This is a genomic window from Candidatus Burkholderia verschuerenii (assembly GCF_001189365.1).
In the GTDB taxonomy this organism is placed as follows: Bacteria; Pseudomonadota; Gammaproteobacteria; order Burkholderiales; family Burkholderiaceae; genus Caballeronia; species Caballeronia verschuerenii.
In genome coordinates, this window is sequence record NZ_LFJJ01000415.1 from 13,480 (window position 1) to 29,719 (window position 16,240).

General features: G+C 62.9%; 8 protein-coding genes and 2 pseudogenes. 8 read left to right on the plus strand and 2 right to left on the minus strand.

The window, feature by feature from the left end:
• Positions 1 to 92: 92 nt before the first annotated feature.
• The 3 genes from BVER_RS29485 to BVER_RS29495 all read left to right on the plus strand — a co-directional run bounded on the left by BVER_RS29485 (position 93) and on the right by BVER_RS29495 (position 1,605).
• On the plus strand, positions 93 to 362 hold the full coding sequence (locus BVER_RS29485; protein WP_050456224.1) for a DUF2866 domain-containing protein: 270 nt from the start codon (positions 93 to 95) through the stop codon (positions 360 to 362).
• 92 nt (positions 363 to 454) lie between these two features.
• A complete protein-coding gene (locus BVER_RS29490; RefSeq protein WP_050456225.1) occupies positions 455 to 892 on the plus strand; it encodes an MbcA/ParS/Xre antitoxin family protein in 438 nt (145 codons plus the stop codon).
• A complete protein-coding gene (locus BVER_RS29495) occupies positions 889 to 1,605 on the plus strand; it encodes an RES family NAD+ phosphorylase (RefSeq protein ID WP_083452440.1) in 717 nt (238 codons plus the stop codon). Before BVER_RS29490 ends, BVER_RS29495 begins: the two co-directional genes overlap by 4 nt.
• Positions 1,606 to 1,610: 5 nt before the next feature.
• Here BVER_RS29495 and BVER_RS29500 read toward each other — a convergent pair whose 3' ends face one another.
• Together BVER_RS29500 and BVER_RS29505 are read right to left on the minus strand one after the other, a co-directional pair.
• On the minus strand, positions 1,611 to 2,912 hold the full coding sequence (locus BVER_RS29500; RefSeq protein ID WP_370444292.1) for a DNA topoisomerase IB: 1,302 nt from the start codon (positions 2,910 to 2,912) through the stop codon (positions 1,611 to 1,613).
• 98 nt (positions 2,913 to 3,010) lie between these two features.
• A pseudogene (locus tag BVER_RS29505) lies at positions 3,011 to 3,748 on the minus strand (metallophosphoesterase).
• Positions 3,749 to 4,015: 267 nt separating this feature from the next.
• On the opposite strand from BVER_RS29505, the pseudogene BVER_RS29510 reads away from it, so the two are divergent.
• The 5 genes and pseudogenes from BVER_RS29510 (at position 4,016) to glgB (ending at position 16,061) form a co-directional block, all read left to right on the plus strand.
• Positions 4,016 to 4,665: pseudogene (locus BVER_RS29510) on the plus strand (DUF1345 domain-containing protein).
• A gap of 307 nt (positions 4,666 to 4,972) precedes the next feature.
• On the plus strand, positions 4,973 to 6,652 hold the full coding sequence (gene glgA, locus BVER_RS29515; RefSeq protein ID WP_050456227.1) for a glycogen synthase GlgA: 1,680 nt from the start codon (positions 4,973 to 4,975) through the stop codon (positions 6,650 to 6,652).
• Between the two features lie 327 nt (positions 6,653 to 6,979).
• Positions 6,980 to 10,378 (plus strand): maltotransferase domain-containing protein, encoded by a 3,399-nt coding sequence (locus tag BVER_RS29520; RefSeq protein WP_083452441.1) that lies wholly within the window; start codon positions 6,980 to 6,982, stop codon positions 10,376 to 10,378.
• 87 nt (positions 10,379 to 10,465) lie between these two features.
• Positions 10,466 to 13,846 (plus strand): maltose alpha-D-glucosyltransferase, encoded by a 3,381-nt coding sequence (gene treS, locus BVER_RS29525; protein WP_157056321.1) that lies wholly within the window; start codon positions 10,466 to 10,468, stop codon positions 13,844 to 13,846.
• Positions 13,839 to 16,061: a 1,4-alpha-glucan branching protein GlgB gene (gene glgB, locus BVER_RS29530; RefSeq protein WP_050456229.1), complete on the plus strand. Its 2,223-nt coding sequence runs from the start codon at positions 13,839 to 13,841 to the stop codon at positions 16,059 to 16,061. Before treS ends, glgB begins: the two co-directional genes overlap by 8 nt.
• The last annotated feature ends 179 nt before the right edge of the window (positions 16,062 to 16,240 follow it).

The window sequence follows — 16,240 nt, forward strand, 5'->3', positions numbered from 1 at the left end:
CGCACCATGCGATCGGATTAAGCCGCACTTAATTCTGCACGTCCACACTCGATCCGCGCTCGAACCCGAGCCGTCGTCAAAAGGACTGTGCCATGCCCGCCCACACCGCCGCGCGCCAAACCTTCGCCAATCTCGCCCGCACGATGCGCAGCCAGTACGCGCTCAAGCTGCAGACCTGCCGCCTGTCGCAGCCGATCGAGCCGCTATGGGGCCAGACGTATCGCATGGCCGAGTGGATCTTCAAGGACGATCCGCGCCTGCAGCGACGCGTGGTGTCGGCAGATTGCACGCCCTCGCAACTCGCCGACGAGATCAAGGCGCACATTCCCGGCCGTCATTACGGTCCGAACGACGAAGATTGAGACACCTCTGGCATCGCGCGAATGCTACGTGGAACTTGCAATAATCCAAATGTGGACTAATATGCAAGATAAGTTCCTCTGGAGACTCAATCATGTCCCACGCCGCCCGCGTGACTTCCGCCGAGAGCGGGCGAATTGCGCCGCGTCTCGCTCCGGCTTATGGCGAGATGTCAGCGGCCGGCCTGCGCGCGTTCTTCAGGATCGCCGAGGCCTGGTCGCTATCGACCGAAGAGCAGATCATCCTGCTCGGCACGCCCGGCCGCTCTACCTTCTTCAAATGGAAGCAGACGCCGGAATCCGCGCGTCTCGGGCGCGATACGCTCGAACGCCTGTCGCTGATTCTGGGCATCTATAAAGCGCTGCAAATCCTCCTGCCCGAACCCACCGCCGCCGATACCTGGATCAAACGCGCCAACAACGCGCCGCCGTTCGGCGGCCGTCCGGCGCTCGATCGCATGCTGGCGGGCAATGTCAGCGATCTGGTCGCCGTGCGCCAATATCTCGATGCGATGCGAGGCGGCTGGGCGTGACCATCACTCATCGCAGTATCGACTGGCGCGAGCGCTGGCCGCGTAGCGATCTCGACTGGTCGCCGGCTTATCGCGTGATTCCCACTCGCTTCCCTGCCGTCAATCTGTTCGATCGCGTGGCGTCGGCGCAGGACTTCGAAGCGCTCTACGCGCTCGAAGCCATGACCAACGACCGGCTGCGCACCGAAGTCGGCGAACTCGATCTCGTGCCCGCCGACGAACGCTGCTTCGGACCGGGATGCGGACCGATCATGGCCGCGTTCACGCATCTGAACCCGAGCGGCAGCCGCTTTTCCGACGGCAGCTACGGCGTGTTCTACTGCGCGCGCGGAAAAAGCACGGCGATCGCGGAGACGCGATATCACTCGGGACTGTTCCTCGCCGCGACGAAGGAAGCGCCGCTGCGCACGCAGATGCGTCTCTACACGGTCACGGCGCGCGGCGAAGTCATCGATGATCTGCGGGCGGCAACATCGCGCAAGCCGGCCTCGATCCGAAGCTGCTCGATCCCGACGACTACGCGCTCGGTCGCGCGGTGCGGCGCGCAGGCGCGCCGGGCATCGCGAATCCATCGGTGCCGGGATACGCAGGGCGAATGTCTCGCGGCGCGGCGCACGACGATGCTGCACGACTGCCGGCACGCGGCCTACCTCGAATACAACTGGAACGGCGAAACGATCGATTACGTGTTCGAACTCAACCAGGTCGGTTAAACGTTTCAACTCATCGCGACTGCCGCAGAAGAGCGCGTCCGGGCGAGTTTCTTCGTCGCGGGCCGCGCGGCTTTCGATGCCGGTTTGCGCGCGGCGCTCTCCAGCGCCTGATCCGCCGCGCCATTCGCGCTCGTCTTGAGCGCACCCGCGCGCGCCTTGCGGCTCGATTCCTTCAGCAAGCTGGTGAGACGTGCATCGCCCTTGCCGTTCTGGCGCGTCGCCTCGCGAGCGCGGCGCTTCGTGTCCTTTTCCAGAAAGATCGCCAACGCGGCTTCGTCGGTGCGCAACCCGCGACGGCGCGATGCCGGCATCGCATCGGCCAGTTCGCCCGCCTCGAACGCCTCGATCACCGCCGGATGCACATAGCACTTGCGACACACTGCCGGTGTATTGCGCAGCAACTGCGCGACGTCCTTGATCGTGCCGACGATATGCTTGCGCGCCTCCGTCACCGTTTCCCACTGAAGCTGACGCAGCGCCGCCAGCGCGAACACGCTGCCCGCCCACGTCCGATAATCCTTCGCGGTAAATTCCGCGCCGGTGATCTCGTGCAAGTAGTCGTTGATATCGGATGAACTCACGGCGTGGCGCGTGCCGTCCGCGTCGAGATACTGAAACAGGTCCTGGCCTGGCAAGTCCATGCAGCGCTTGACGATCCGCGCGACGCGCGCATCGCTGACGGCAACGTCGTGCTCGATGCCGCTCTTGCCGCGAAACCGGAACCGCAGCGTCTTCGCCGATACCTTCAGATGGCGTTTGCGCAGTGTCGTCAATCCGTATGAGCGATTTTCGCGCGCGTATTCCTCGCTGCCGACGCGAATCAGCGTCGTGTCGAGCAGACGGACGACGGTCGCGAGCACCTTATTGCGCGGCATGCCGTCGAGCGACAGATCGCGCGCCACACGAGCGCGCAGCTTCGGCAGCGACGCGCCGAACGCGAGCATGCGCTCGTGCTCGTATTTGGTGGCGTCGCGCGTTTCGCGCCATTGCGGGTGATAACGGTATTGCTTGCGCCCGCGCGCATCGCGGCCGGTCGCCTGCAAGTGTCCGTGCGAATCGGGGCAAATCCAGACATCGACATAAGCGGGCGGAATGGCCAGCGCATTGATGCGCTTGATTTCCGCTTCGTCGTCGATGCGCTTGCCTTGCGTGTTGAAGTACACGAACGCGCCGTCGATCCACTCGCGCGAATAGCCGCGCCGCGAGTCGTCCATGTAGCGCAAGCCCGGCGGCAAATCTTCCGGGCAGCCCTGCACGCCGCCCGGCGCATCCGCCGAGCCGCCGCCTGTCGCGTGTTGTCGTCCGATTCTGGCCACCGTGCGCCTCGCTATCGTTCTGCTGCATTGAGCTGCGATAGCGATGGATCGAGCAACGGCCGTGCCGCTCGCGCGCGCGACGCCGAAACTCAGGGCAAGGCGAGTTCGCGCGCGCCTTCGGCGGCCGCCCAGCGCTCCTTCACGGACCAGCGCTCGTCAGTGCCCGCCTGCACGATGGTCAGCCGCCCTTCCGATGCGAACGCGCCCGTGTCGATATAGATCTGCGAGCCGATCTGCTTGACCGCGCGCGTCGGCGTGTCGCCACAATAGGTCGGCGACAGGCCGCGCTGACGCGTCGGATCGCCGCTACCGAGCGCAAGACCGCGGCCTCACAGCAGCAGATTGCGCACTTCGTCGGAGTAATTGGCGGCATCGAGATCGGCGTCGCTGCCGAAGAATTCCGCGTGCAGCACATTGAAGCGCCGCGCGCCCTGACCGACCACGCGCACCAGCGGCAGCTTCGACAGCCGCAGCGCGAGATCGCCGAGCTGGTCGTCGTGCAGCGTCTCGGCCAATGCGCCGCCAATCGCGTACCACGCCTGCCGACTCATCGCGCCGGTGGCGACCGCGATCAGCGAATCTTCGTGATTGCCGAGCACCGGATAGAACCACGGCTTGTCGATCAGATCGATGGCCGCGAGCGAGTCCGTGCCGCGATCGACCAGATCGCCGACGGAGAACAGCCGGTCGCGCGTGCCGTCGAAGTCGATTTCGCGCAACAAATAGCGGAGCGCGTCGACGCAGCCGTGAATATCGCCGACGACGAAATCGCGTCCGACCTCGTTGGCCGGATGCCTGCAAACGAGAGGAAACGTAGGATCATTCATGCGACCGATCTTAGCTTCAGAATTCGAGCCGTTGTGCGGGGTGGGTCGCTTTCGCGAAACGAATCGGGCGCGCGTGTCGAACGGGTTCGCGCGCGCCGCAGATAAACGATGATAATGCCGCAAAACCTGCCGGTTATAGAGCTTCCCATGTGGCAAGACAGGGATTTGTTGCGCGTCGGCACGCAAACGTTACAGGCGCAATGAAAGCCGTATCGCCCATAATCGCACTCGCCGAGCGAGCTTCGCCCACATGACACTCCAACGACGATGAAGATGCTCCCGCAGGTTTTGCGCAATCGCCCGCGCGCGCTGATCGGCCTTCTGGTCGGCCTGTGCGTCGGCTTGCTGGTGACCGGACACGGCGCGGTGGTGCGCGCGCTGATCGGCTGGGACACGGCCGTGTGGCTCTATCTCCTGCTGATCTGGATTCAGATGGGCACGTCGCAGCAATCCAACGTGCAGGCGCTTGCCGAACGCGAGGACCAGAACGCCGCCGCCGTGCTGGTCGCGGTGAGCATTGCGGCGATCGCGAGTCTGGTGGCGATCGTCGCCGAGCTCGCGACGGCGAAGAATCACGGTCACGATGCCTGGCTCCACTACGCGCTGACCGGCGCGACCATGCTCGGCGCATGGTTCCTTATCCCGACGATGTTCACGCTGCACTACGCGCGTCATTATATCGATCGGACCGGCAGCAGCCCGCGCTGCAGTTTCCCGACAAGCATCTCAAGCCCGGTTACTGGGATTTGCTGTACTTCTCGTTCACCATCGCGGTGGCTTCGCAGACCTCGGATGTGGCGCTGTGCTCCACGGCAGTGCGTCGCACCGCGCTCGCGCAATCGGTGCTGTCGTTCTTCTTCAACCTCGCGGTGCTCGGGCTGTCGATCAACATCGCGGCGAGCATGGTCGGCGGCTGAACGCCGCGCATCGTTCCTTTTCGCCGATGTCGATGCCCGACATCGCTGTCACACGCGCTGCATAAGCGCTCCCTAAGCTCGATCCCTTGCCGTGTAAAAACCGGCCGCGCGCCGCAGTCAGTTTTACACGCGGCGCGATCGTGCTTTTCGGTTGATCGTCGACGCTTCGCGATGCTTTGGCGGAATCGCGCGTGGCACAGCGATTGCTGCATTGCGCCAAGCTTTCCGTGATTACCCTGATCAGCACCGACCGCGCGGCTCACGCTCATCGATCCGGCCTCGCGCATCTCCCGCACTGGAGCACACCTTGCCCTTGAACGTTCTGCTGGTCGCTTCCGAGGCCGTCCCGCTCGCCAAAACCGGGGGCCTCGGCGATATGGTCAGCGCCTACGCCGCCGCCCTGCGCGAAGCCGGCGTCGATGCCACGATTCTTCTGCCCGCCTATCCGAACGCCATCGCCGCCACCGTTGGTTTGAGCAAGGTCGGCAATCTGCAATCTGACCGGCCTGCCCGGCGGCGAGATGCCGCGCTTCTGCGCGGACGCATGCCCGACACCGGCGTGCCCGTGCTGTTGCTGCGCTGCGATGCGCTGTACGCGCGCACCGGTCTCTATCAGGACGCGCAGGGCCGCGACTATCCGGACAACGCCGTGCGCTTCGCGAAGCTGTCCGCCGCCGTGCGGATCGCGCAGGGCGTGCATGGCGTGAAGAAGCCGGACATCGTTCACGCGCACGACTGGCATACCGGCCTCACGCCGCTTCTGATGAAGCACGCGGGCGTCCAGGCGAAGAGCGTCTTCACGATCCACAATCTGGCATTCCAGGGCAACTACGCGCTGTCGGTCGGACCGTCGCTGGGCGTGCCGGATAAGTGGCTCGCGCATGCGTTCAGCAATCCGGAAAGCATCGAGTTCTACGGCGCGCTGAGTCTGATGAAGGCGGGTATCGTCCATAGCGATCGCGTGACGACGGTCAGTGAAACGTATGCGCACGAAATCCTGACGCCGCGCTTCGGTCATCTGATGGAAGGCGTGCTGCAAAGCTGCCAGGACAAACTGTCGGGCGTGGTGAACGGCATCGACGATACGACGTGGAATCCCGCGGTCGATGCAACCATCGCACGCAACTATTCGTTCGACGATATGCGCGGCAAGCACGCCTGCAAGCGCGCACTGCAACGCATGTTCGGCCTGCCGGCCGATCCGTTCGCGCCGCTGATGGCGATCGGCAGCCGCATGACCGGACAAAAGCTCGCCGATGTCGTGCTCGACGCGCTGCCGCGCCTGCTCGAAAAGCATCCGCGCTTGCAACTGGCGGTGATCGGCAAGGGCGAAGCGTATATCGAGAAGGGTTTCCGCAAGCTCGCGCAGGAGTGGCCGGATCGCGTCGGCGTGCATATTGGTTATGACGAAAGACGCGCGCACGCGCTGCATGCGGGTGCGGACATTCTGCTGCACGCAAGCCGCTTCGAGCCGTGCGGACTCACGCAACTTTACGCGATGCGCTACGGCACGCTGCCGGTTGCATCGCGCGTGGGCGGCCTCGCCGACACGATCGTCGATGCGGCGCAAAACGCCGATCGTCTGACGGAAACAATGACGCGCAATGTTTTGCGTCCCGCCGCCTATCTGCGCGACGGCACGTACGATCAGCCCATTGCGCAAGCGCCGACGCATCGGGCTTCGCGCGCCGCCACCGGCTTCCTGTTTGACGGCGAGCGTGCGCAGGATGTAATCGACGCCGCCAGCCGCGCAATCGATGCCTACATGCGCCCGCCGACGTGGCGCGCGCTGCAGCGCAACGCGATGTCGTGCGATTTCGGTTGGAACGAAGCCGTCGCGAAGATGGTCGCACTGTATGTCGATGTCAGTCACGTGCGTCCGAGCCGCACGGCATTGCGCGCGCGTCGCGTCGTCGAGAGCGCCGCGCCCGCGCGCGACGATCAGGCCTTGGCCGGCGGCAAGACGCAAGCGGTCAAGAGTGCGTAACGGCATCGACTAAAGTAAGGAAGTCAAGGCGCGACCACGGTTGATGAAGGCGCGGCACGTAACCTGCTCCACGCCTTCCGTGCGATTCCCCGACGAGAGACATCGGGACCCGTGGCGCCCACCGACGAGAAACACGGTGCATCGCGAGACGCGGACGAGGCCAGCGTCGTTTCACCGGCGTTGAGGTGTGTCAGTATTCAAGGTCCGTCGCGCGCGCACGCATCGCTCTCGCACGGACCGGCTCTTCAGCCAGTTTGGCCCGTGAGCGTGATCGCGATTGAAGCCCGCATCCCCGCCACCGCAGGACGACTCTGGAAAAGACAAACGATGGAAAACCATCAAGTTCATCATGCGTATGCGCCTCGTATCTACTTCATCGACCCGCTGCTCGTCGGCCCGCTCGCGAACTGGCCCGCCCAGTTCGAGCATGCCGCGTCGCTGGGCTTCGATCATGTCCTGATCGGCGCGCCGTTCGTGCCCGGCAGCAACGGGCATCGCGAAGCGGTTGCCGATCATCACCGTCTGCATCCGATCTTCGAGTTCGACGGCCCCGCATCCGACGGATTGCGCAAGCTCGCCGATGCCGCGAAGAAGCACAAACTCACGCTGCTGGTCGATGTCATCGTCGATCGCGTGAGCGCGGAAGGCGGGCTGTATCAGGACAACAAGCACTGGTTCCAGCCGTTCGAAAGCGCCGATGCGCGGCTTGATCCGCGCAAGCCGCCGCGTCAGCGCGATGTCGCGTACGGCAACTTCAACGACGGCGAAGCGGCGCATCATCTGACCGAATGGTGGGCGAAGGAATTGCGCACGATGGCCGAAGCGGGCGTCGGCGGTTTTCGCTTCGATTGCCCGCATACGGTGCCCGCGCATGTGTGGCGCAAACTCGGCGCGGCCGTGCGCGAGAAGCATCCGGATACGCGCTGGCTCGCGTGGACCGTGGGCCTCACGCGTCACGACATCTACAGCCTGACCGACGCCGCGTTCGACGCCGTGTTCGCATCGACCCGCTGGTGGGATTTCAAGAGCGCGTGGCTGATCGACGAGCACGCGGCGCTCGCGCGTATCGCGCCGCCGATCGCGTTTCCGGAGGATCCGTTCGGCACGCGTCTGATCAGCGATCTGAGCGATACCAGCGATACCTTGCTGATCGAACGCGCCTATTCGCGCGTGCTCGATACCGCGACCGCGCTCGGCACCGGCCTGCTGGTGCCGATGGGCTTCGAATACGGCATCGGCCTGCCGATGTCGCCGCAATACGGCATCGCGGCGGAATACGAGCGTGCGAAGAACGAGCGCCGCATCGATCTGACCGCGCAGGTGAGGCGCGCCAATGCCTTGCAGCGCAATGTCGCGACGCTGTCGAGCGTCGGCGAATTGCGTTCGCTGACGGGCGCGGGCACGCCGTACGCCGCGCTGATTCGCGCCGAAGGCGGCGACTTGCGTCGCAGCGAAAACGCGGTGCTGATGATCGTCAATCCCGATCTCGTCGCGCCCGTGCATGTCGATACGCTGCATCTGCTCGAATCGGTGCCCGGCAACTACACGCGTTTCGCGCTGATCGACGACACCCAGGGTCAGGCCGCGCGACTCGCGCCGTTCACGCTGAAGGCCGGCGAAGTGCGCCTGTTCCGCGCGGAAGCCGAACCCTTCGTTCTGCTCGCGCAGCCGCAAGTGAAACGCGGCGCGAAAGCCGCCGACAAGAAGTCCGTCGCGGCCGCTATCGAAGCGCCGCGCGTGTCGATCGAAAGCGTCACGCCTTCGGTCGACAACGGGCGATTCCCGGCGAAGCGCATCGTCGGTGAAGCGGTGCGGATTCAGGCCGCGATCTTCGCCGAAGGTCACGACAAGATCGCCGCCGCCGTGCAATGGCGCGCCGCCGACGAAACCGAATGGCACGAAGCGCCGATGAGCGCCGTGCAACCCGCCGGTCTCGATCTGTGGAGCGCAAGCATTCCGCTCGAACGCGTGGGCCGTCATGAGTTCGTCGTGATGGCATGGCGCGACGACTTCGCCTCGCTCGTCGATCATATGCAGAAGAAGATCAAGGCGGGGCAAGGCGTCGAGCTCGAAGTCGAGGAAGCCAAGCATCTGTTCGCGCTGATTCTCGCGGAAGTGAAAACGGTCGAGGATGCCGACAGCGAACCGCTCGAAAAGATCGTCAAGGAATTCACCAAGGCCAACGACGCACGCAAGCTCGAACTCGTGCTCGCGCCTGCGACCGCGAAGGCGATCGCGGCGGCGCGGCGTCGGCCGTTCCTGTCGCGCGATCCGGTGGTGTATCGCATCGACTCGGAACGGGCGGCGGCGCGCTTCGCGAGCTGGTACGAGATCTTCCCGCGTTCGATGAGCGACGATGTCAAGCGTCACGGCAATTTCATTGACGTGATCGGCAAGATGCCGCGCATTCGCGAAATGGGTTTCGACGTGCTGTATTTCCCGCCGATTCATCCGATCGGCGTCGCCAATCGCAAGGGCAAGAACAACACGCTGACCGCGCAGCCGGGCGATGTCGGCAGTCCGTACGCGATCGGCGGCAAGGAAGGCGGCCACGATACGGTGCATCCCGAACTCGGCAATCTCGATGACTTCAAGCGCATGCTCGACGCCGCGCATGAACACGGCATGGAGATCGCGCTCGACTTCGCGGTGCAATGCTCGCCGGATCATCCGTGGCTCAAGGAGCATCCGACATGGTTCGCCTGGCGGCCCGACGGCACGCTGCGTTATGCGGAAAATCCGCCGAAGAAGTATCAGGACATCGTGAATCCGGACTTCTATGCGAAGGATGCGAAGCCCGAACTGTGGACCGCCTTGCGCGATGTGTTCCTGCACTGGATCGCCGCGGGCGTGCGTATTTTCCGCGTCGATAATCCGCATACGAAGCCGTTCCCGTTTTGGGAATGGGTGATCGGCGATGTGCGCGCGCGTCATCCGGATGTGATCTTCCTGGCCGAAGCGTTCACGCGTCCGCGCGTGATGAATCGCTTGGCCAAGCTCGGCTTTTCGCAGTCATACACGTACTTCACGTGGCGCGAGTCGAAGCGCGATTTCATCGAGTACATGCACGATCTGACGCAGACCGACGCGAAGGAATTCTTCCGTCCCAACTTCTTCGTCAATACGCCGGATATCAACCCGCGCTTTCTGCAAAGCTCGGGACGCCCGGGCTTCGTGATTCGCGCGGCGCTGGCGGCGACGTTGTCGGGATTGTGGGGCGTGTATAGCGGCTTCGAACTATGCGAGTCGGCGGCTTTACCGAACAGCGAAGAATATCTGGACTCCGAAAAGTATCAGTTACGCGCGTGGGAATGGAACCGGCCGGGCAATATCGTCACGGAAATCACGGCGCTGAATCGCATTCGCCGTGCGAATCCCGCGTTGCAGACGCATCTGGACGTTAACTTCCTGCCCGCGCATAACGACCATATTCTGTTCTTCGAAAAAGCCAATGCGGCGCGCGACAATGTCGTGCTGGTCGCGATCAATCTCGATCCGTTCAACGAGCAAGGCGCGGATATCGAACTGCCATGGCAGACGCTCGAAGGCTGGGGCGTGCATGATTGGGATGCGGTCGCGGTCGAGGATCAGGTGACGGGCGAACGCTTCGAATGGCGCGGGCGTCGTCAGCATGTGCGGCTCAATCCGCATTCGCTGCCGTTCGCGATCTGGCGTATCGCGCCGACGTGGGGATTGCCCAAGCCGCAGCCGAAAGACGAAGGATGAGTCGTCTTCGGCGACATACGAGAGCACAGCCATAACAAGGGTGGCAGCTAACCCGAGAAGACATTGGAGCGAACTGTGGACACAAGCGTGAAGCGCAATAAGAAGGCCTCGATTCTCAGCGACGATCCGCTCTGGTACAAAGACGCGATCATCTATCAGGTGCATATCAAGTCGTTCTTCGATGCGAACAACGACGGCATCGGCGATTTTCCCGGCCTGCTCGCGAAGCTCGACTACATCGCGGAGCTGGGCGTCGATGCGATCTGGCTGCTGCCGTTCTATCCGTCGCCACGGCGCGACGACGGTTACGACATCGCCGACTATCGCAACGTGCATCCGGATTACGGCACCATCGCCGATGTGAAGCGCTTCATTCAGGAAGCGCACGCGCGCGGCATTCGCGTGATCACCGAGCTCGTCATCAATCACACGTCGGATCAGCATCCGTGGTTTCAGCGCGCGCGCCGCGCGAAACCCGGTTCGGCGCATCGCAACTACTACGTGTGGTCCGATACGGACAAGAAGTACGAAGAGACGCGCATCATCTTTATCGATACGGAGCCGTCGAACTGGACGCATGATCCGGTCGCGGGCCAATACTACTGGCACCGTTTCTATGCGTACCAGCCGGATCTGAACTTCGACAATCCGGCGGTGCTGAAGGAAGTGCTGAGCGTGATGCACTTCTGGCTCGATATGGGCATCGACGGTCTGCGTCTGGATGCGGTGCCGTATCTCGTCGAACGCGAAGGCACCAACAACGAGAATCTGCCGGAAACGCATTCGATTCTGAAAAAGATTCGCGCGACCATCGACGACGAATATCCGAACCGCATGCTGCTCGCCGAAGCGAATCAGTGGTCGGAAGACGTGAAGGAATACTTCGGCGAAGAAGACGAATGCCATATGGCGTTCCACTTCCCGCTGATGCCGCGCATCTACATGTCGATCGCGAGCGAAGACCGCTTTCCGATCACCGACATCATGCGGCAAACGCCGGATCTCGCCGAGACGAATCAATGGGCGATTTTCCTGCGCAATCACGATGAACTCACGCTCGAAATGGTCACGGACTCCGAGCGCGATTACTTATGGAACACCTATGCGAGCGATCGTCGCGCGCGTCTGAACCTGGGTATTCGCCGTCGTCTCGCGCCACTGATGGAACGCGATCGCCGCCGTATCGAACTGATCAATTCGCTGCTGCTGTCGATGCCCGGCACGCCCGTGATTTATTACGGCGACGAGCTCGGCATGGGCGACAACATCCACTTGGGCGATCGCAACGGCGTGCGTACGCCGATGCAATGGTCGTCGGATCGCAATGGCGGCTTCTCGCGCGCCGATCCCGAACAACTCGTGCTGCCGCCCGTGATGGGTTCGCTGTACGGCTACGATGCGGTCAACGTCGAATCGCAAAGCCGCGATCCGCATTCGCTGCTGAATTGGACGCGCAAGATGCTTGCGGTGCGCCGTTCGAAGCATGCGTTCGGACGCGGCACGATCCGTTTCCTGCGGCCCGCGAATCGCAAGATTCTCGCGTATCTGCGCGAACTCGAAGGCGAGCCGCCGATTCTGTGCGTCGCGAATCTGTCGCGCGCGCCGCAAGCGGTCGAGCTCGATCTGTCGGAGTTCGCGGGTTCGGTGCCGCTCGAAATGACCGCCGATTCGCCCTTCCCGCCCATCGGTCAACTCACGTATCTGCTGACGTTCCCGCCCTACGGCTTCCTGTGGTTCCAGCTCTGTCCGGGCAATATGCATCCGGCATGGGCGCAAGCGCCGTCCGAGCAATTGCCCGAGTTCGTCACGATGGTGATTCGCGCGGGACAAACCGGTCCGACGCCGGAAAACGTGCGTCTGCTCGAATCGGAAGTGCTGCCGAATTATTTGAGCAAGCGGCGCTGGTTTGCATCGAAGGATCAGCAACTGCATGCGGTGCGGCTCGCCGCATTGACGACGATCGAAGGCGCGGGCTTCGCGTTCACGGAAGTCGAAGCGGATGTCGGCAATCACACCGAACGCTACGTGTTGCCGCTGTCGATCGCATGGGGCAGCGAAACCACATCGCCGCTGTACATGCAACTCGCGCTGGCGCGCGTGCGTCGCAATCGCAATATCGGGCATCTGACGGACGCGTTCTCGGTGCCGTCGTTCGCGTACGGCGTGTTGAAGAAGCTCGCGGAAAAGGCTGTCGTGCCGACCGTGCAGAAGAGCGAAATTCGCTTCCTGCCGACCGAACGACTCGCGACGCTCGACTTCGATCCGGCCGAGCCGCCCGAAATCCGCTGGCTCGCGGCGGAGCAGAGCAACAGCTCGCTCGTCGTCGGCGACAAGGTGGTGCTGAAGCTGGTGCATCGTATTGTCGGCGGCGTGCATCCGGAAGCGGAAATGAGCCGCTATCTGACGCAGCTCGGCTATCAGAACACGGGGCCGCTGTATGGCGAAGTCGTGCGTGTCGATCCGGAAGGCGTGCCGCATACGCTCATCATTCTGCAGAGCTTTATCGACAATCAGGGCGATGCGTGGAACTACGCGCTCGACTATCTGCGCCGCACCGTCGATGAACTCGCGGTATCGGTCGATACCGAGCAGAACATGCCCGAGCACGAGAAGGAGCTCGAAGGCTTCGAGGGCTACGGCAATATCGCGGGCGTGATCGGACGCCGACTCGGCGAGTTGCATGTCGCACTGGCATCGCCGACGGAAGACAAGGCGTTCGCGCCGCAACGTGCCACCAAGGCCGACGTGAAGAGCTGGATCGGCGGCACGCTGGAACTGCTGGATTCCGCGCTCGATATCGTCGCGCAGAAGATCGGCGAATTCAGCGAGCACGATCGTTTCCTCGCGCAAAGTCTGCTCGACCGCCGCGCGATGCTCGACGACGCCGTGAAGAATCTCGTGCCGGGCGAAGCCGACGCGCTGTGCATTCGTATCCACGGCGACTTCCATCTTGGTCAGGTGCTGATGGCGCAAGGCGATGCGTATCTGATCGACTTCGAAGGCGAACCAGCGCGCACGCTCGACGAACGCCGTCGCAAGACGAGCCCGCTGCGCGATGTGGCCGGGCTGCTGCGTTCGCTGTCGTATGCGAGCGCCGCCGCGCAGTCGACGACGGAAAACGCGCCCGCGCAAACAGCAGACAGAAAGCGCGCGTTGTTCGAGCGTCTGCGTGCGTATGCCGAGGAGAGTTTCTTGCGTCAGTACCGGGAAGCGATCGCGGTTTCGCCTGAACCGATCGCGGCTGACGACGTGTTCGAGCCTTTGCTCGATCTGTTCCTGATCGAGAAAGCCGGTTACGAAATTCGCTACGAAGCAGCGAACCGGCCGACGTGGATCGGCCTTCCGTTGCGGGGCCTCGCGTCGCTCGCGAGTCGCCTGCTCAGCGATACGGGCGAACCGCCCGCGCCCGGCACGCGGCCCGTGTTCGAAGCAAACAAGGACAACCCGGATGGAACCCATCATGAATAATCGAAGCGACGGAGCGGAAACGAGAAATCCGGCGCACGGACTTAATCCGCTCGATATCGATGCGCTGATCGACGCGCGGCATCCCGATCCGTTCTCGATGCTGGGCATGCACGAAACGGACGTGGGTCATATCGTGCGCGTGTTCCTGCCGAATGCATCGGGCGTGAACGTGATCGATGCGGCGAGCGGCGAGCACATCGGTTCGCTCGCGCGCATCCACGATGCGGGCCTGTACGCGGGATTCGTCGATCGTCCGACGGCTTATCGGCTCGATATCGACTGGCACGGCACGCCGCAACAAACGCACGATACATATTCGTTCGGGCCGGTTTTGTCGGACGAATGGCTCGCGCGTCTGTCGCACGCCGATCCGTATGCGGTGCTCGAATGCCTCGGCTCGCGACCGATCACGCATGGCAACGTCGCGGCGCGCTTCGCGGTGTGGGCGCCGAATGCGAAGCGCGTTTCCGTCGTCGGCGACTTCAACACATGGGATGGGCGGCGTCATCCGATGCGTCTGCGTCACAATGCGGGCGTGTGGGAGCTATTCATTCCGGGCATCGGCGCGGGCACGCGTTACAAGTACGAGATCGTCACGCGCGAAGGCCACACGCTGCCGTTGAAGGCCGATCCTTGCGCGATGCAGAGCGAGAAGCCGCCATCGACCGCATCCGTCGTCGCCGACGGCAATGCGATCGATCACTACGCGTGGACCGACGCCGAATGGATGTCGACGCGCGGCGGCAAGCAGACGGCGCAATCGCCGATCGCGATTTATGAAGCGCATGCGGAGTCGTGGCTACGTATTCCCGAAGAGGAAAACCGTGGCATGAACTGGCACGAGCTCGCGGAGCGCCTGATTCCCTATGCAAAGGGCATGGGCTTCACGCACCTCGAATTCATGCCGATCGCGGAGCATCCGTTCGGCGGATCGTGGGGTTATCAGCCGCTGGGTCAGTTCGCGCCGTCCGCGCGCTTCGGCACGCCCGAGCAGTTCGCGGAGTTCGTGAATCGCGCGCATGAGGCGGGACTCGGCGTGATCATCGACTGGGTGCCCGCACACTTTCCGAACGACGCGCATGGCCTCGTGGAATTCGACGGCACGCCGCTCTACGAGCACGCGGACCCGCGCGAAGGGTATCACCAGGACTGGAACACGATGATCTACAACCTCGGCCGCAACGAGGTGAGCGCGTTCCTGATCGCGTCGGGGCTGGCGTGGCTCAAGCGCTATCACGTCGATGGCTTGCGAGTCGATGCGGTCGCGTCGATGCTGTATCGCGACTATTCGCGCAAGGCGGGCGAGTGGGTTCCGAATGTGTATGGCGGGCGCGAGAATCTCGAATCGATCGCGTTCCTCAAGCGCTTGAATCACGAAGTGCGGCAGGTCCCGGGCGCGATTACCATCGCCGAAGAATCGACTGCGTGGCCCGGCGTGACGGCGAGTGTCGAGAGCGGCGGGCTCGGCTTCGACTTCAAGTGGAACATGGGCTGGATGCACGATACGCTGCACTACATGCAGGAAGATCCGGTGTATCGGCAGTATCACCATCATCTCTATACGTTCGGGATGGTGTACGCGTATTCCGAGCGCTTCGTGCTGCCGTTGTCGCACGATGAAGTCGTGCACGGCAAGGGATCGCTCATCAACAAGATGCCGGGCGACCGGTGGCAGACGTTCGCCAATCTGCGTGCGTACTTGGGCTTCATGTGGACGCATCCGGGCAAGAAGCTGTTGTTCATGGGTGGCGAATTCGGGCAATTCGCCGAGTTCAATCACGATGAATCGCCGCATTGGCATTTGCTCGACGATGCGTTGCACGGAGGCTTGCAGAAGCTCGTGCGCGATCTGAATGCGCTTTATGTTTCCGAGCCTGCTTTGCATAAGCTCGATAGCGATTCGCGCGGGTTCGAGTGGATCGTCGGCGATGACAACGGGAATAGCGTGTATGCGTATCGGCGGACGGATGCCGAAGGGCGTGATCTCGTTGTGGTCTGCAATATGACGCCGGTGCCTCGTGAGGGGTATCGGATCGGGCTTCCGCGCGGGGGGCGGTGGATCGAAGTTCTTAACTCCGATGCCTCGATTTATGGTGGTTCTAATTTGGGCAATGGCGGGGTTATTTATGCTGATGCGCAGGTTAGTCATGGACGGGGGGAGTCGGCGGCTTTGACGCTTCCTCCCTTAGCCACCGTTGTGTTGCGGGCTGAATGATTTTGGTTTGCTCTGGATGCGTGAGTGCGGCTTTTTATTCAGTAGCCGCCTTCCCGGCGGAGGGGTCACTTTCTTTGCGGCGGCAAAGAAAGTAACCAAAGAAAGCCGCTGGCCGATCCTAAGCACCTTCTTGAGCGGCCGCGGCACAGGAATTTAGACTTGGCACAGCAGTAGCGAGT